General features: G+C 61.3%; 12 protein-coding genes. 11 read left to right on the top strand and 1 reads right to left on the bottom strand.

The genetic code is table 11. The features are described from left to right. The first annotated feature begins 116 nt into the window (after positions 1 to 116). From ACIO0C_RS07515 to ACIO0C_RS07470, 10 genes are all read left to right on the top strand, one after another. Complete coding sequence (locus ACIO0C_RS07515) at positions 117 to 998, top strand: esterase/lipase family protein (RefSeq protein WP_401309769.1); 882 nt, start codon at positions 117 to 119, stop codon at positions 996 to 998. Between the two features lie 106 nt (positions 999 to 1,104). Beyond that, complete coding sequence (locus tag ACIO0C_RS07510) at positions 1,105 to 1,386, top strand: peptidylprolyl isomerase (RefSeq protein ID WP_007984657.1); 282 nt, start codon at positions 1,105 to 1,107, stop codon at positions 1,384 to 1,386. Between the two features lie 134 nt (positions 1,387 to 1,520). Then, positions 1,521 to 3,389, top strand: coding sequence for an extracellular solute-binding protein (locus tag ACIO0C_RS07505; RefSeq protein ID WP_401309766.1), 1,869 nt, complete (start codon positions 1,521 to 1,523; stop codon positions 3,387 to 3,389). Continuing rightward, positions 3,389 to 4,447 carry a microcin C ABC transporter permease YejB gene (locus ACIO0C_RS07500; RefSeq protein ID WP_401309763.1) on the top strand — a complete coding sequence of 353 codons (1,059 nt, stop codon included), beginning with the start codon at positions 3,389 to 3,391 and terminating at the stop codon, positions 4,445 to 4,447. Before ACIO0C_RS07505 ends, ACIO0C_RS07500 begins: the two co-directional genes overlap by 1 nt. Beyond that, positions 4,447 to 5,469, top strand: a complete 1,023-nt coding sequence (locus ACIO0C_RS07495; RefSeq protein ID WP_401309760.1) for an ABC transporter permease — start codon at positions 4,447 to 4,449, stop codon at positions 5,467 to 5,469. Before ACIO0C_RS07500 ends, ACIO0C_RS07495 begins: the two co-directional genes overlap by 1 nt. Before the next feature lie 14 nt (positions 5,470 to 5,483). Next, positions 5,484 to 7,061, top strand: a complete 1,578-nt coding sequence (locus ACIO0C_RS07490) for an ABC transporter ATP-binding protein (protein ID WP_401309758.1) — start codon at positions 5,484 to 5,486, stop codon at positions 7,059 to 7,061. 159 nt (positions 7,062 to 7,220) lie between these two features. Then, positions 7,221 to 8,636: a sigma-54 interaction domain-containing protein gene (locus ACIO0C_RS07485; RefSeq protein WP_401309755.1), complete on the top strand. Its 1,416-nt coding sequence runs from the start codon at positions 7,221 to 7,223 to the stop codon at positions 8,634 to 8,636. A gap of 290 nt (positions 8,637 to 8,926) precedes the next feature. Continuing rightward, complete coding sequence (locus ACIO0C_RS07480; protein WP_401309753.1) at positions 8,927 to 10,318, top strand: GntP family permease; 1,392 nt, start codon at positions 8,927 to 8,929, stop codon at positions 10,316 to 10,318. Between the two features lie 7 nt (positions 10,319 to 10,325). After that, entirely contained in the window at positions 10,326 to 11,099 is a 774-nt protein-coding gene (gene hbdH / locus ACIO0C_RS07475) for a 3-hydroxybutyrate dehydrogenase (protein ID WP_401309750.1), read from the top strand. A 47-nt stretch (positions 11,100 to 11,146) separates the two neighbouring features. Then, on the top strand, positions 11,147 to 13,102 hold the full coding sequence (locus ACIO0C_RS07470; RefSeq protein WP_401309747.1) for an acetoacetate--CoA ligase: 1,956 nt from the start codon (positions 11,147 to 11,149) through the stop codon (positions 13,100 to 13,102). Positions 13,103 to 13,205: 103 nt separating this feature from the next. Here ACIO0C_RS07470 and ACIO0C_RS07465 read toward each other — a convergent pair whose 3' ends face one another. Next, positions 13,206 to 14,315, bottom strand: a complete 1,110-nt coding sequence (locus ACIO0C_RS07465; RefSeq protein ID WP_401309744.1) for a PilT/PilU family type 4a pilus ATPase — start codon at positions 14,313 to 14,315, stop codon at positions 13,206 to 13,208. Positions 14,316 to 14,435: 120 nt separating this feature from the next. Between ACIO0C_RS07465 and ACIO0C_RS07460 the strand changes: the two genes are divergently transcribed. Further along, positions 14,436 to 16,973 carry a PAS domain S-box protein gene (locus ACIO0C_RS07460; RefSeq protein ID WP_401309741.1) on the top strand — a complete coding sequence of 846 codons (2,538 nt, stop codon included), beginning with the start codon at positions 14,436 to 14,438 and terminating at the stop codon, positions 16,971 to 16,973. The last annotated feature ends 3 nt before the right edge of the window (positions 16,974 to 16,976 follow it).

The following is a 16,976-nucleotide window of genomic DNA, read 5'->3' as shown; positions in this document are numbered from 1 at the left end:
GTCGTCGTCATAGCGCTTGGACATTGCTAAACACCTTCGCCCTCTTGAATGAATGAGTCAATCAACAAGGGCGACAGGTAGCCTGACACGGAGGGACCCCGGAAAAAGGAATGAACATGCAACGGAATGCAAAGCCTCATTATCCCATCCTGCTGGTCCACGGCCTTTTCGGTTTCGAGCGGATCGCCAGTGTGCAACTCTTCTACGACGTCAAGCAGGCCCTGCGGGACGCCGGGGCAAGCGTATTCGTCCCGCAGCTATCCGCCACCCACAGCAACGAAGTGCGCGGCGAACAGCTTCTGGCGCAGATCCAGCGGGTACTGCAGGGGACCGGTGCCCACAAGGTCAATCTGATCGGCCACAGCCAGGGCGCGTTGGCCGCACGTTATGCCGCCGCGACAGCGCCCGGCAAGGTGGCCTCGGTAACGTCCGTCAGCGGACCGAACCACGGGTCGGAACTGGCCGACTTGCTGCGCAAGGCATTGACGCCCGGCCACCTGCCGGAAACGCTGGCCGAAACCGTGGCCACCTTGTTCGCCGACCTTCTTTCGTTGCTCAGCGGCAAGCGTCGGATTGCGCAAAATGCCGTCGCCGCACTGAACGCCTTGACCACGCAAGGCGTGGGTGCATTCAACCAGAAGTACCCGCAAGGCCTGCCGCAGACCTGGGGTGGCCAGGGCAGCGAACAGGTCAATGGTGTCAGCTATTACTCCTGGAGTGGCATCGTGCAGGGAAAGCGGCGGGATGCGGTACTGGACGCACTTGATCCGTCCCACGGCCTGTTGCGGGCGTTGTCACGTTTTTTCACCACCGAGCCCTTGCAGAACGATGGCATGGTCGGACGCTACAGCTCCCACCTGGGCACCGTCATCCGCTCCGACTATCCGCTGGATCATCTGGGCACCCTTCGCCAGGTCGGTGGTCAAAGTGAAAGGCGCATCGACCCTATCGATCTATATGTACAGCACGCCGAGCGCCTGGAACAAGCCGGTCTTTAACCCAAACCTGCCGTCCAGAGCGCTGGCAACGGAACTTTGAGGAGAAATACCCCACTGAATCCGGTAGGCTCAGCACTTTACCGTACATTGAATGGAGAGTTTTCCCATGGCCAAAGCCACTGCCCGTCACATCCTTGTTGCCAGCGAAGCCAAGTGCAATGAACTGAAAGCCCAAATCGAGGCGGGCGCAGACTTCGCCGAAGTCGCCAAAGCCAACTCCACCTGCCCTTCCAGCCGCCAGGGCGGTGACCTGGGCTCGTTCGGCCCGGGCCAGATGGTCAAGGAGTTCGACACCGTGGTTTTCAGCGCACCGATCAACGTGGTGCAAGGCCCGGTCAAGACCCAGTTCGGCTATCACCTGCTGGAAGTGACCAGCCGCCAGGACTGATAGACGCCTGGATGTGCTGTGCAACGGCCCGCCCTTTGGTGGGCCGTCGTATTTCAGATACGTAATTTGGCTGGCGAGGGACGCGCCGCTAGCGTACAAATTGTGCTTAACGACTCCCGGCTCTAAGGCTGACAATGCGACTGGCTTTCCCGACTTTGTTGTTCACTGCCGTGGCTCTGCTCCTGGGCGCCGCTGGTGTGAATGCCGCACCGCAACATGCGTTGACCGTATACGGCGAACCCGCCAAGTACCCTGCCGGCTTCAGTCATTTTGCCTACACCAACCCGCGGGCGCCCAAGGGCGGGACGATGCGCCGTTCGGCGATCGAGATCGGGCATTTCGATCATGTCCTGCCTTATATAGACAAGGGCATCGGCGTGACGCAGATCGATGGCCTGCTCTACTCCCCCCTGGCGCAGCGCTCGCTGGACGAACCTTACACGGTGTACGGCCTGGTGGCGCAGCAAATGGAGCGCTCCGACGATGGCCTGTCCCTGCGCTTCTACCTCAACCCCAAGGCGCAATTCGCCGATGGCACGCCGATCACGGCCCAGGACGTGCGCTACACCTTCGACCTGTTGATGACCCAGGGCAGCCTGCGCTATCGCACCCAGTTCGCCGACGTCAAGGGCGTGGAAGTCGAGTCGCCATTGATCGTGCGCTTCGACTTCAAGAACAACGAAAACCGCACCCTGCCGCTGGACATCGCGACCTTGCCGGTGTTTCCCGAACACTGGTGGAAGACTCGTGATTTCGCCGATGGCGGCGGTTACGAGCCGCCCCTGGGCAGCGGACCGTACAAAGTCGGCAAGATCGATTCGGGACGCAGCATCACCTTCGAGCGCAACCCCGACTGGTGGGGCAAGGATCTGCCGGTCAGCCGCGGGCTTTACAATTTCGACCGTTTCAGCATCGAGTACTTCGGCGATACCGATGTCGCGCGCCAGGTATTGCGCGGTGGCGCCTACGACTACAACCGCGAGTTTTCCGCCACCGGCTACTCCATTGGCTACGACAGCCCGGCCCTGAGCGACGGTCGCCTGCAAAAGGCGCACCTGGCCACCGAAGCGCCACAATCGGCCCAGGGTTTCGTGTTCAACCTGCAAAAACCGATGTTCCAGGATCGCCGGGTGCGCCAGGCGCTGGCGATGCTCTGGGATTTCGAATGGAGCAACCGGCAGATGATGCGCAACCTGTACATCCGCCAGCAGAGCTACTTTTCCAATACCGACCTGGCCGCCCGGCAGTTACCCGATGCCGCCGAGCTGGCGATCCTGGAACCCTTGCGCGGGCAGATTCCCGATGAAGTCTTCAGCCAAGTGTTCGAACCACCGAAAACCGATGGCAGCGGCTTGATTCGTGACAAGCAGTTGCAAGCCCTGGACCTGCTCGAACAGGCCGGGTGGAAACCCCGGGGCGATCAATTGGTGAACGCCGACGGCGAGCCACTGAGCTTCACCTTCCTGGTCAGCCAGAACGGGATGGACCGCTTGCTCCTGCCCTATAAGCGCACCCTGAAACAGATCGGCATCGACCTGAACATCCGCCGCATCGACTCGTCGCAGTACGTCAATCGCCTGATGAGCCGCGACTACGACATGATTGTCACCGGGTATCCGGTTACCACCTCTCCCGGGGGCGAACTGATCAACTACTTCGGCTCGGCTTCGGCGCTTGATCCCGGCGCCAACAACTACATGGTGTTGCAGAACCCGGCGGTGGACACCCTGATCAACGGCCTGATCCGCGCCAACACCCAGGCCGACATGCTGCACTATGCCCATGCGCTCGACCGCGTGCTGCAATGGAACTATTACTGGATTCCCAACTATTACCCGCCGGGCAGCTCCACCGTGTGGTGGAATCGCTTCGGCATACCGAACGTGCAGGCGAGCAATGACGAAGCCATCGAGAGCTGGTGGGAAATGAGCACCACGCCGCTGACCAACCAGCAGATGACCGCCGAGCGCATACGTCGTGGCAGCCCCGGAGGACCCCATTGATGTGGGCTTATATCGTACGGCGCCTGCTGCTGATCATCCCGACACTGGTTATCATTCTTCTGGTCAACTTCGTCATCGTCCAGGCCGCACCGGGTGGCCCGGTGGAACAGGCCATCGCGCACCTGCAGGGCATTGGCGGGGGCAGCATCGGTGGCGGCTCGAGCGAGACCATGGGCCATTCCCGGGCCAGCCGCGGTCTCGATCCGAAGCTGATCAAGGACATCGAAAAGCAGTACGGCTTCGACAAACCGGCACCGCAACGCCTGTGGTTGATGCTCACCAGCTATGCGCGCCTGGACTTCGGCAAAAGCTTCTTTCGTGGCGCCACCGTCACTGACCTGATCCTGGAAAAAATGCCAGTCACCATTTCCCTCGGGCTCTGGGCGACGCTGATCACCTACCTGGTGTCGATTCCCCTGGGGATTCGCAAGGCCGTGCACCACGGCAGTCATTTCGATGTCTGGAGCAGCACCGCGATCATCATCGGCTATGCCATGCCGGCGTTCCTGTTCGCCATGTTCCTGATCGTAGTGTTCGCCGGCGGCACCTCACTGAACTGGTTCCCGGTACGCGGACTGGTCTCGGACAACTTCGAGTCGCTGTCGACCCTGGGCAAGGTCGTCGATTACTTCTGGCACCTGGTACTGCCGGTGACCGCGCTGGTGATCGGCGGTTTCGCCACCTTGACCATCCTGACCAAGAACTCGTTCCTCAACGAAATCACCCGCCAGTACGTGGTCACTGCCCGGGCCAAAGGCCTGAGCGAACGCCGGGTGCTGTACGGCCACGTGTTTCGCAACGCCATGTTGCTTGTGGTGTCGGGGATTCCCCAGGCCTTTATCAGTGTGTTTTTTGCCGGCTCCCTGCTGATCGAAGTGATTTTTTCCCTCGATGGCCTGGGTCGCATGAGCTACGAAGCGGCCGTGTCACGGGACTACCCGGTGGTGTTCGGCTCGCTGTTCATTTTCACGCTGTTCGGCCTGCTGATAAAACTGGTCGGCGACCTGTGCTACACCCTGGTCGATCCGCGCATCGACTTCGCCGCGAGGAACGCCTGATGTTGAAGCTTTCGCCATTAGGCCGACGCCGCTTCGAGCGTTTCAAGAAAAACCGCCGCGGCTGGTGGTCGCTGTGGTTGTTTGTCGGGCTGTTCCTGCTGACTTTGGGTGGCGAGCTGATTGCCAATGACAAACCGCTGGTGGTCAGCTACCAGGGTTCGTTGTACTTCCCGGCGCTCAAGCGCTACACCGAGCAGGAGTTCGGCGGACAACTGCCATTCCAGGCCGATTACCGCAGCGATTATGTGCAGAACCTGATCAAGAAGGACGGTGGCTGGCTGTTGTTCCCGCCAATCCCCTTCAGTGACGACACACCCAACTATGACCTGAACAAACCGGCGCCGAGCCCCCCTTCGCAGGTGAACTGGCTGGGCACCGACGATCAGGCGCGGGACGTGTTGGCGCGGGTGATATTCGGCGCACGGGTATCGATCCTGTTTGCCTTGATGCTGACCTTCGTCAGCGCGCTGATCGGCATCGCCGCAGGCGCCCTGCAGGGCTATTACGGCGGCTGGGTCGACTTGCTCGGCCAGCGGCTGCTGGAGGTCTGGTCCGGGCTGCCGGTGCTGTACCTGCTGATCATCCTCTCGGGGTTCGTCGAGCCGAATTTCTGGTGGTTGCTGGGGATCATGGCGCTGTTTTCCTGGCTGGCCCTGGTGGACGTGGTGCGCGCCGAATTCCTGCGTGGGAGAAATCTGGAATACGTCAAGGCAGCCCGGGCCCTGGGCCTCACCGACCGCAAAGTGATCGTGCGGCATATCCTGCCCAACGCCATGAATGCGACCTTGAGCTACCTGCCGTTCATTCTTACCGGGGCCATCTCGACCCTCACCGCGCTGGATTTCCTCGGTTTTGGCATGCCGGCCGGCAGTGCCTCCCTGGGTGAATTGATCGGCCAGGGCAAGCAAAACCTGCAGGCGCCGTGGCTGGGCCTGACGGCGTTTTTCACCCTGGCGTTGATTCTTTCTCTCCTGGTGTTCATCGGCGAAGCCTTGCGCGACGCCTTTGACCCCCGTTCATGAAGCGGACCGTTGATATGACCAACCTCATCGAAATCCGTGACCTGAGCGTCGCCTTCAGCGGCCAGACCGTGGTGCGCGACCTGTGCCTGGACATCCGCCCCGGCGAGTGCCTGGCGCTGGTGGGCGAGTCGGGCTCGGGCAAGTCGGTGACGGCTCACTCGATCCTGCAATTGCTGCCCGAATGCGGCACCGACACGAGCGGCAGCATCCGTTATCGCGGCCAGGAACTGGTGGGCGCCGATGCGCGTAAATTGCGCGAACTACGGGGCAATCGCATTGCGATGATCTTCCAGGAGCCGATGACCTCCCTGAACCCGTTGCACAGTATCGAGAAGCAGATCGGCGAAACCTTGCTGGTGCACAAGGGCCTCGCTGGCAAAGCGGCGCAAGCGCGGATTCTTGAGTTGCTGCATCTGGTGGGTATCCAGAACCCCCAGGAACGGCTCAAGTCGTACCCCCATCAGCTATCCGGTGGCCAGCGCCAACGGGTGATGATTGCCATGGCCCTGGCCTGCGAGCCGGAATTGTTGATCGCCGATGAACCGACCACCGCGCTGGACGTGACGGTGCAGCGCAAGATCCTGCTGCTGCTCAAGTCGCTGCAGCAGAGACTGGGCATGTCGCTGCTGCTGATCAGTCACGATCTCAATCTGGTGCGCAGCATTGCCCAGCGCGTCTGCGTGATGAAGGCCGGGGAAATCGTCGAGCAAGCCACCTGCGAGACGATGTTCACCGCACCGAAACACCCTTACAGCTGCGTGCTGCTAAACGCCGAGCCGGAAGGCGAAGCCCTGCCCCGGGACGAACGCGAGAAAGTCCTGGAAGTGCACGACCTACGGGTGCAATTCGCCGTCGGTGGCGGACTGTTCCGGCGCAAGACTTACCTCAAGGCCGTGGACGGCATCAGCCTGAGCATCCAGCGCGGCAAGACCCTGGGCATCGTCGGCGAGTCAGGTTCCGGCAAGTCCACGCTTGGCCAGGCGATCCTGCGCCTGCTGGACTCCGAGGGCGCTATTCACTTCCAGGGCCAGGCGCTCGATGGCCTGACACAGAAACAGTTGCGACCGTGGCGCAAGAAAATGCAGGTGGTGTTCCAGGACCCGTTCGGCAGTCTCAGCCCGCGCATGTCCGTGGCGCAGATCATCAGCGAAGGCCTGGAGGTGCATAGCCAGCTGAACGCCGAGCAATGCAACGCCGAAGTGATCCGGGCACTACAGGAAGTCGGGCTCGACCCGCAAAGCCGGCATCGCTACCCCCACGAGTTTTCCGGTGGCCAGCGCCAGCGCATCGCCATCGCCCGGGCGCTGGTACTCAAGCCCGCGCTGATCCTGCTGGACGAACCCACCTCTGCGCTGGACCGTACCGTGCAAAAGCAGGTGGTCGCCCTGCTGCGTCAGCTCCAGGAAAAGCACGGGCTGACCTACCTGTTCATCAGCCATGACCTGGCGGTGGTGCGCGCCCTGGCCCACGACATGATCGTGATCAAGGATGGCAAGGTGGTCGAACGCGGCGCCAGCCATGATGTGTTCGATTCGCCGCAGCATCCCTATACCAAAGAGCTGTTGGCGGCGGCGCATGTGGGGCAGGCATAATCGCTTTACAACGTAAAACCGTGTCGCGGCAATCGCGGGCAAGCCCGCTCCCACAGGTTTTGTGTCTAACCCACATTCGGCGCCCCCCCCATACACTGTGGAAGCGGGCTTGCCCGCGATGGGGCCTGCACAGGCAACACACAATCAGGATCAGCCCCCATGAACACCACCGAAAGCCTCAAGGACTACCAGCGCGTGCGCCTGCTGGCGATCCGCTCGCTGTTCGAGATCATCGAGCAGTCAAGTGAAGGCACGGTGATCGTCGACCGCGACGCCAATATCGTCTGGATGAACGAGCGCTATGCCAAGCGTTTTGGCCTGCCATCGGCTGAAGGCGCGATTGGCAAGGCCTGTGAAAGCGTCATCCCCGGCAGCCTGCTGCGCGAAGTGGTGCGCACCGGCCGACCGATCCTGCTCGACATGCAGGACACCTCCAAGGAACCGCTGGTGGTCATGCGCCTGCCGATTCACGACGATTGCGGCGAGGTCATCGGTGCCATCGGCTTTGCCTTGTTCGACGAATTGCGTAGCCTGTCGCCGATGCTCAAGCGCTACATGAGCATGCAGCAGGAGCTCGCTTCCACACGCTCGCTGCTGCGATCGCGACAGACCCGCTACAACTTCGCCCACTTCATCGGCACCAGCGCCGCCAGCCTGGAAGTCAAGCGCCGGGCCCGGCGTAGCGCCAGCACCGACTCGCCGGTGTTGCTGCTCGGTGAAACCGGCACCGGCAAGGAATTGCTGGCACAGGCCATCCACAGTGCCTCGCCGCGAGCACACAAGGCGTTTGTCAGCATCAACAGCGCGGCGATCCCGGAATCACTGCTGGAGGCCGAATTCTTCGGCACCGCGCCTGGCGCCTATACCGGCGCCGACCGCAAAGGCCGCGCCGGCAAACTGCAGATCGCCCAGGGCGGTACGCTGTTCCTCGATGAAATCGGCGACATGCCGTTGCCTCTGCAAAGCAAGTTATTGCGGGTGCTGCAGGAAAAGGAATTCGAACCGGTGGGCTCCAACGAGGTGATCCAGAGCGATGTGCGGGTGATCGCCGCGACCTCGACCGACCTTGAAGCGGCGATCAAGCGTGGCGAGTTTCGCGCCGACCTGTACTACCGCCTCAACGTTCTGCCGATCCAGGTGCCACCGCTGCGCGAGCGTCTCGACGACCTGCCCGCCCTCAGTGAAGCGATTCTTGAAGAGTTGCGCAGCCAGCACGAACTGAACAGCGAAGCGCTGGCACTCCTGGGTCAACACGCCTGGCCGGGGAACATTCGGGAACTGCGCAACGTGCTGGAGCGGGCGGCATTACTCAGTGATGATTTGCGCCTGACGGTGGCGGATATCCGTGCTGCGATCGGGACTTTTACTCCGATAGAGCGCGTGGCGCCGTTGCCTGTCGAAGTGCTGGAGCATGAGACGTTCAGTGCCGCGCGCGCGCGCTTTGATCGGCAATTGATTGAAGCGGCCTTGGCGCAATGCGGGGGCAAGGTGATTGAAGCGGCGGCGCGGTTGGGGTTGGGGCGGTCGACCTTGTACAAGAAGATGGTGGCGTTGGGGATTGCGGAGTCTCCATAAAGAGATATCAATCTCCATTGATAGACATGGCCCTATCGCGGGCAAGCCCGCTCCCACAGTAACCGCGTTTTTTCGGACTATTCAATAAACCCTGTGGGAGCGGGCTTGCCCGCGAAGAGGCCATTACGGGTAACGAAAGTCTCAAAATAGAGACAACTCGATCATTCCCAACACACCACCAATAGATATATCCATATATTTCAATAACTTACGCATCTGGCACGAAACTCGCTGATGCCGTCTCCTACAACGTTTCACCCATACAAAAATAACAATCCAGGAGACACACCATGAGTGTGATCATTGCCTTGGCAGCCCTCGCGTTGCTGATGCTGGCTGCTTACCGTGGCTACAGCGTTATCCTTTTTGCCCCGATTGCCGCCCTCGGCGCCGTCCTGTTCACCGATCCTTCTGCCGTCGCCCCCGCCTTCACCGGGGTGTTCATGGAGAAAATGGTCGGTTTCATCAAACTGTATTTCCCGGTATTCCTGTTGGGCGCGGTGTTCGGCAAACTCATCGAGTTGTCCGGTTTCTCGCGCTCCATCGTCGCGGCAGCCATTCGCGTGCTCGGCACCCGCCAGGCGATGCTGGTGATCGTGCTGGTCTGCGCCCTGCTGACGTACGGTGGCGTTTCGTTGTTCGTGGTGGTGTTCGCGGTCTATCCGTTTGCCGCAGAGATGTTCCGCCAGAGCAACATTCCCAAGCGCCTGATCCCGGCGACCATCGCACTCGGCGCCTTCTCGTTCACCATGGACGCACTGCCCGGCACCCCACAGATCCAGAACATCATCCCCAGCACCTTCTTCAACACCACCGCCTGGGCCGCGCCCTGGCTGGGTTTGATCGGCTCGATCTTCGTGGTCTGCGCTGGCATGCTGTTTCTGCAGCGCCAGCGCAACAAGGCTCAGCTAAGCGGCGAAGGCTATGGCACCGACCTGCGCAACGAGCCGCAAACCGCTGCCGACATCAAACTTCCCAATCCGTGGATCGCACTGTCGCCGCTGTTGGCCGTGGGCATCATGAACCTGTTGTTCACCCAGTGGATTCCACAGTGGTACGGCAAGACCCACAGCCTCGCGCTGCCGGGCATGGCTGCGCCGGTGACCACCGAAATCGCCAAGCTCACGGCGATCTGGGCCGTTCAGGCTGCATTGCTGGTCGGCATCATTATGGTGCTGGTGTTCGGCTTCCAGGCGATTCGCGGCAAGTTGGCCGAAGGCAGCCGAAGTGCGGTCAGCGGTTCATTGCTGGCAGCGATGAACACGGCGTCGGAATACGGTTTTGGTGCGGTGATAGCGTCGTTGCCAGGCTTTCTGGTTCTGGCCGACTGGCTCAAAAGCATCCCTAACCCGCTGGTCAACGAAGCAATCACCGTGACCCTGCTGGCGGGCATCACAGGTTCAGCGTCCGGCGGCATGAGCATTGCGCTCGCGGCCATGGCCAATGACTTTATCGCAGCGGCCCATGCCGCCAACATCCCTCTGGAAGTCCTGCACCGGGTAGCGGCCATGGCCAGTGGTGGCATGGACACCCTGCCGCACAACGGCGCGGTGATTACCTTGCTGGCGGTGACCGGCCTGACCCACCGCGAAGCCTACAAAGACATTTTCTGTATTACGCTGATCAAGACCCTGGCGGTTTTCGTAGTGATCGGCACTTTCTACGCCACTGGCATTGTGTGAGGTATTGATGACGACTCTTTCGGGCAAGACCGCATTGGTTACCGGTTCCACCAGCGGCATTGGCTTGGGGATCGCCCTGAGCCTGGCCAAGGCTGGCGCCAACCTGATTCTCAACGGATTCGGCGATGCATCCAAAGTGATAGCCGAGGTGGAGCTGTTCGGCGGCAAGGTTGGGCATCATCCGGCCGACGTCAGCGACCCGGCGCAGATCGCCGACATGATCGCCTACGCCGAGCGCGAATTCGGCGGCGTAGACATTTTGGTCAACAACGCCGGCATCCAGCATGTGGCCCCCGTGGACGAGTTCCCGGTGGAACGCTGGGACTCGATCATCGCCATCAATTTGTCCTCGGTGTTCCACAGCACCCGCCTTGCCCTGCCGGGCATGCGCGCCAAGGGCTGGGGCCGGGTGATCAACATCGCCTCGGTGCATGGCCTGGTGGGTTCGACGGGCAAGGCCGCTTACGTCGCCGCCAAGCACGGTGTGATAGGGCTGACCAAGGTCGTCGCCCTGGAAACGGCCACCAGCAACATCACCTGCAATGCCATTTGCCCGGGCTGGGTGTTGACGCCACTGGTGCAGAAGCAGATCGACGATCGCGCCGCCAAGGGCATCGATCCGCAGCAGGCGCAGCATGACCTGCTGGCCGAGAAGCAGCCGTCGCTGGAGTTCGTGACGCCGCCGCAGCTGGGTGAACTGGTGCTGTTTTTGTGCAGCGAGGCTGGCAGCCAGGTGCGTGGCGCGGCGTGGAATATCGATGGTGGGTGGTTGGCGCAATAACCCACAGATGATCGTTCCCACGCTCTGACTACAAGAAGAGGCACATCATGTCCGAAGTACTGTGGCAACCCACCCCCGAACGCATCGGCAAGACCCGCATGGAGGCGTTTCGGCGCTTCGTCAATCAACGGCACCACCTGCACATCGACGACTACCCCGCCCTGCACCAATGGTCGATCGATCAGCGCCCGGACTTCTGGCAGGCCATTGTCGACTTCTTCGATATCCGCTTCCATGAGCAACCCGACGCGGTGCTGCTCGAAGGCCCGCAGATGCCCAGTGCCCAGTGGTTCCCAGGCGCTACCCTGAATTTCGCCGAACACCTGCTCAGTCGTCGCGACGATGCCGTGGCAGTGGTGGCCGTGGCTGAAAACGGCCAGCGTGAACACTTGACCTGGGCCGAATTGGCAGAGCATGTCGCCGGCTTTCAGAATGGCTTGATCGCGGCCGGTGTCGGCCTTGGCGACCGGGTGGCGGCGTGCATGCCCAACACCTGGCAAACCCTGGTGGCCATGCTCGCCACCACCAGCCTGGGGGCCATCTGGTCCTGCTCGTCGCCAGACTTCGGCACCCAAGGGGTGATCGACCGTTTTGGCCAGATCGAACCGAAAGTACTGGTCACCTGCGCCGGCTATCGTTACGCCGGCAAGGAGATCGACCAGAGTGCCAAGGTCAACGAAATCCTCGAACGCCTGCCGTCATTGCAGCAGCTGGTGATCGTGCCTTACGCGCGGCCCGAAACACACATCGAAGATTTCCGTACCCAGGCCAACGTCACACTCTGGGACGATTTCTATGATCCTGGTGGCGACCCTGATTTCGTTGCGGTGCCTTTCGACCATCCGCTGTACATCCTCTACTCCAGCGGCACCACCGGGGTGCCCAAATGCATCATCCACAGCACCGGCGGCGTGCTGCTGCAGCACGTCAAGGAACACGGCCTGCATTGCGATCTCGGCCCTGGCGATCGCCTGTTCTACTACACCACCTGCGGCTGGATGATGTGGAACTGGCTGGTCTCGGCCCTGGCGGTGGGCAGCGCCGTGGTGCTGTACGACGGCTCGCCGTTCCAACCGGATGCCCAACGCTTGATCGACCTGATCGACGACGAGCGCATCACGGTGTTCGGCACCAGCCCCAAGTACCTCGCCACCCTGCAAAGCAGCGGCGTGAACCCCGGGCAAAGCCATGACCTGGGCAGTCTCAAGACTTTGCTCTGCACCGGCTCCGCGCTGTCGCCCCAGAGCTACGACTACGTCTATCGCGATTTCAAGGCCGACCTGTGCCTGGCCTCGATGTCGGGCGGCACCGACATCGTCTCGTGTTTTGTCAACGGCAACCCCTGGCAGCCGGTGCGCCGTGGCGAAATACAGGGCAAGAGCCTGGGCATGGCCGTGCAGGTGTGGAATGACGAGGGCCGGGCGGTCATTGGCGAAAAGGGCGAACTGGTGTGTACGCGGCACTTCCCGGCGATGCCGATTGGCCTGTGGAACGACCCCGATGGCGCAAAGCTCAAGGCGTCCTACTTCAGTCAATTTCCCGGTGTCTGGGCCCAGGGCGACTACGCCGAACAACTGCCCCATGGCGCGATGATGATCCATGGGCGCTCCGACGCCGTGCTCAATCCGGGTGGCGTGCGTATCGGCACGGCGGAAATCTATCGGCAAGTGGAGAAAATTCCGCAGGTGCTCGACAGCGTGGCCATTGGTCAGCAATGGCAGGACGACGTGCGGGTGGTGCTGTTTGTACGTTTGCGCGAGGGCGTGGAACTGGATGATGCGCTGCAGCAGCAGATCCGCCAGGTCATTCGTGCCAACACCACGCCGCGGCATGTCCCGGCGAAGATTGTCGCGGTGACCGACATTCCCCGCACCATCAGCGGCAAAATCGTCGAGTTGGCGGTGCGCAATGTGGTGCATGGGCAGAAGGTGAAAAACACCGATGCGCTGGCCAACCCCGAGGCGCTCGAGCAGTTCCGCGATCGCCCCGAACTCCAGGACTGACACCACCTTGTAGGAGCTGGCTCGCCAGCGAAGGGGCCCTTGAGACTTGCACTGTTCTCATTGAGCCCTTCGCTGGCAAGCCAGCTCCTACAGGGGGCGTGCGTCAATCCATCAAGCCCCAGTCGCCTGACGATGGTGCAGAGCCTGGCGTTGTGTTGGCATGCAACTTCAACCGCAAGCGTAAATTGTTCACAGAATCCGCATGCTTCAATGCTTCATCCTCATCAATCACCCCTTCAAGCACCAGCGCATAGAGCGCAGCATCAAACGTCTGCATCCCCAGCGCCGCCGACTTCTCCATCACCCCTTTCAACTCGCAAAACTCATTACGCCGGATCAGGTCGCCAACGGTCGGAGTCCCCAGCAGCACCTCTACCGCGGCACGCCGCAGGCCATCAACGCTACGTACCAGGCGCTGCGACACAAACGCCTTGAGGTTATTGCCCAGGTCGTTAAGCAGTTGACCCCGTCGCTCTTCGGGGAAAAAATTGATAATGCGGTCGAGCGCCTGGCTGGCGTTGTGGGCATGCAGCGTGGAAATCACCAAATGCCCGGAATCGGCAAACGCCAGGGCATGCTCCATGGTTTCGCGGTCGCGGATCTCGCCGATCAACACCACATCCGGCGCCTGGCGCAGGGTGTTTTTCAAGGCAGCATGAAAACTGCGGGTGTCGACACCGACCTCGCGCTGGCTGATGATCGATCTCTGGTGCCGGTGGATGTACTCGATCGGGTCTTCGATGGTGACGATGTGACCGCTGCCGTGACGATTGCGGTAGTCGATCAACGCCGCCAGCGAGGTAGACTTGCCCGAATCGGTCGCGCCGACGAACAGCATCAGTCCTTGCTTGAGCATCACCGTGTCAAGCAGCACCGAGGGCAGCTTGAGGTCTTCGAAGCGTGGAATGTCGAGCTTGATGTTGCGCACGACCATCGACACATCGTTACGTTGCTTGAAAATATTCACCCGAAAGCGTCCGATCCCGGCCTGGGAGATCGCCAGGTTCATTTCCAGCTCCCGATCGAACTCAAGGCGCTGTTCGACGTCCATGATGGACGCCGCAATCGTCGCGATTTCTCCCGGCTTGAACGGTCGGTCCGTCAGGGCGGTGAGCACTCCGTCGAATCGCGCACTGGGCGGCGCACCGGTGGACAGGTAGAGATCAGAGCCATCCTGGCTGGCCAGGCGGCTTAACAACGCGTCGATTTCCATGGCAAAAAGCACCTACGAAGCATTCAATGTTAAAAAATGACCTGAAGCAGGTCATCCAGCGTCTACTGCCCTGCAAGGATAGTTGACGTCGCCACACCGACTTTTGTGCAGGACATCTTGATGAACGCATCACCGACCGGCAGCGATGCCCAGGCCTTGATTGCCAGACTCGACTGGGCAAACAGCCCCCTGGGCGCTGCTGGCACCTGGCCACAGAGCCTGCGTACCGCCGTGGACATCGTGATTCATTCGCCAATGCCGATGCTGCTGCTCTGGGGGCCGCAGCTGACGCAGATCTACAACGACGGCTTTGCACTGCTGGCCGGCAGCAAGCATCCGCACGCTTTCGGACAGCCAACCCACCTGATCTGGCCCGAATTAAAGGACTTTACCGACCCGATTTACAGCGCAGTCCTACAAGGCCAGGTGCGAACCTACAGCGAACAGCGCTTTACCCTGCAGCGCGACGGTATCGATTCCGACTTCTGGCTTGACCTGACCTACAGCCCTATCCGCGATGAAAACGCCCAGGTCGCCGGGATCCTGGTCACCGCCATCGAAACCAACGAACGCCGGCGCATCGCCCTCGAGCTGGAACAGCGTTCCGCCGCGAGCCTCAAGGCCCAGCAAGACACCGAAGAACGCCTGCAACTGGCCCTCGCCGCCACCGACGCGGTCGGCACCTGGGATTGGGACATCAGTCAGGACCGTTTCATCGCCGACGCTCACTTCGCCCAATTGCACGGCGTCGAGCCGGCCCTGTCCGGCCAGTTGCCGATCAGCGAATACCTGCACGGCGTCCACCCCGAAGACCGCGCCCTGATCGCACGCAGCATCAAGCATTGCATCACCCACGGCAGCGAATACGCCGAGGAATACCGCCTGCTGCAGCCTGATGGCCAGTTGCGCTGGGTGTTCGCCCGCGGACGCTGCTACAAGGATCACCATGGACGGCCAATCCGTTTTCTCGGCGCCGCCCTCGACCTGACCGATCGCAAAAACACCGAGCAGGCCTTGCGCCAGAGCCAGACCGAGTTGCAGTTGATCATCAATGCCATGCCGATCCTGATCAGCTACGTCGATCGCGAGGAACGCTTTCGCCTGAACAACGCCGCCTACCTGGACTGGTATGGCCTGACGCCCCAGGAACTCTACGGCCGCACCATACGCGAAGTGCTGGGTGATGAGGCCTACGCCTTGCGCGCCGAGCACATCGCCCAGGCCTTGGCCGGCAAGCCCTGCTGCTTCAGCATCAGCACCCCGCACCGCGACGGCAGCATCCGCCAGGCGCTGATGAATTACCTGCCGCGTCACGGCGCGGATGGCGCGGTGAATGGTTTCTACATCTTCGTCATTGACGAAACCGAGCGTAAACAGACCGAGGAAGCCCTGCGCAACCTCAACGAAACCCTCGAAGAACGGGTAAGCGCCCGTACCCGACAATTGGCCGAGGCCAATGAAAAACTGCTCAGCGAGATGTTCGAACGCGAGCGCGCCGAAGAAGCCCTGCGGCATGCGCAGAAGATGGAAGCGCTGGGCCAGCTCACCGGCGGCATCGCCCATGACTTCAACAACATGCTCACTGGAATCATCGGCAGCCTGGACCTGATGCAACGCTACATTGCCGACGGCCGCGCCGCCGAAATCACCCGTTTCAGCGAGGCCGCGGTGTCCTCGGCCAACCGCGCCGCCGCCCTCACCCATCGGCTGCTGGCGTTCTCGAGGCGTCAGTCGCTGGATCGCAAGACGCTGAACGCCAACGACCTGATCCACTCCCTGGAAGACTTGCTCAGCCGGACCAAGGGCGACCACATCGAACTCAAGCTGCAACTGGCCGAAGATGCCTGGCCGGTCAGCACCGACGTCAGTCAACTGGAAAACGCCCTGCTCAACCTGGTGATCAACGCCCGGGACGCCATGCCCGAGGGTGGCCAGATGTGCATCGAAACCGCCAATGTCTACCTCGACGGCAGTGATATCACCACCCTGGAACCGGTCAAGGCCGGGGAATACCTGATGATCGCGGTCAGCGACAACGGCACTGGCATGACACCCAAGGTTTTGGCCAAGGCATTCGACCCGTTCTTCACCACCAAACCCATTGGCCAGGGCACCGGGTTGGGCTTGTCGATGATCTACGGTTTCGCCCAGCAGTCCGGTGGCCACGTGACCCTGTTCAGCCTGCCCGGGCAGGGCACCAGCGTGCGCCTGTACTTGCCGCGACTACGCGGCATCGAGCCGCAGGATGTACTGTCGCCCGTGGTCAGCGAAGCACCGTCGGCGATTGCCGGCGAAACCGTGGTGCTGGTGGAAGACGATCCGGCGGTACGGATGCTGGTCACCGATCTGCTCAAGGAGCTGGGTTATCACGCCTATGAAGCCGAAGACGCGAAGATGGCCTTGCCCTTGCTGGAATCCGACTTGCGGGTGGATCTGCTGGTCACCGACGTCGGGCTGCCCGGGATGAATGGACGACAACTGGCGGAGATCGCGCGTCAGCATCGCCCGGAACTGAAAGTGCTGTTCATGACCGGGTATGCGCAAATGGCGGCCGAACGCCAAGGTTTTCTCGAAGAAGGCATGGACATGGTGGCCAAACCGTTCTCGATTGATCTGCTGGCCAACAAGATTCGCACGATGATCGGTCAACCGCAGTGAGTT

Origin of the sequence: Pseudomonas sp. NPDC087336 (assembly GCF_044744285.1) — a bacterium.
Classification (GTDB): Bacteria; Pseudomonadota; Gammaproteobacteria; order Pseudomonadales; family Pseudomonadaceae; genus Aquipseudomonas.
The sequence above is the reverse complement of the archived record's forward strand: the minus strand, read 5'-3'. Positions and strand labels throughout refer to the sequence as shown.

Bases quoted from the DNA above. Each gene is read 5' to 3' on its own strand.
- ACIO0C_RS07515 (WP_401309769.1), top strand. From the start codon at position 117: ATGCAACGGAATGCAAAGCCTCATTATCCCATCCTGCTGGTCCACGGC.
- ACIO0C_RS07510 (WP_007984657.1), top strand. From the start codon at position 1,105: ATGGCCAAAGCCACTGCCCGTCACATCCTTGTTGCCAGCGAAGCCAAG.
- ACIO0C_RS07505 (WP_401309766.1), top strand. From the start codon at position 1,521: ATGCGACTGGCTTTCCCGACTTTGTTGTTCACTGCCGTGGCTCTGCTC.
- ACIO0C_RS07500 (WP_401309763.1), top strand. From the start codon at position 3,389: ATGTGGGCTTATATCGTACGGCGCCTGCTGCTGATCATCCCGACACTG.
- ACIO0C_RS07495 (WP_401309760.1), top strand. From the start codon at position 4,447: ATGTTGAAGCTTTCGCCATTAGGCCGACGCCGCTTCGAGCGTTTCAAG.
- ACIO0C_RS07490 (WP_401309758.1), top strand. From the start codon at position 5,484: ATGACCAACCTCATCGAAATCCGTGACCTGAGCGTCGCCTTCAGCGGC.
- ACIO0C_RS07485 (WP_401309755.1), top strand. From the start codon at position 7,221: ATGAACACCACCGAAAGCCTCAAGGACTACCAGCGCGTGCGCCTGCTG.
- ACIO0C_RS07480 (WP_401309753.1), top strand. From the start codon at position 8,927: ATGAGTGTGATCATTGCCTTGGCAGCCCTCGCGTTGCTGATGCTGGCT.
- hbdH (WP_401309750.1), top strand. From the start codon at position 10,326: ATGACGACTCTTTCGGGCAAGACCGCATTGGTTACCGGTTCCACCAGC.
- ACIO0C_RS07470 (WP_401309747.1), top strand. From the start codon at position 11,147: ATGTCCGAAGTACTGTGGCAACCCACCCCCGAACGCATCGGCAAGACC.
- ACIO0C_RS07465 (WP_401309744.1), bottom strand. From the start codon at position 14,315: ATGGAAATCGACGCGTTGTTAAGCCGCCTGGCCAGCCAGGATGGCTCT.
- ACIO0C_RS07460 (WP_401309741.1), top strand. From the start codon at position 14,436: ATGAACGCATCACCGACCGGCAGCGATGCCCAGGCCTTGATTGCCAGA.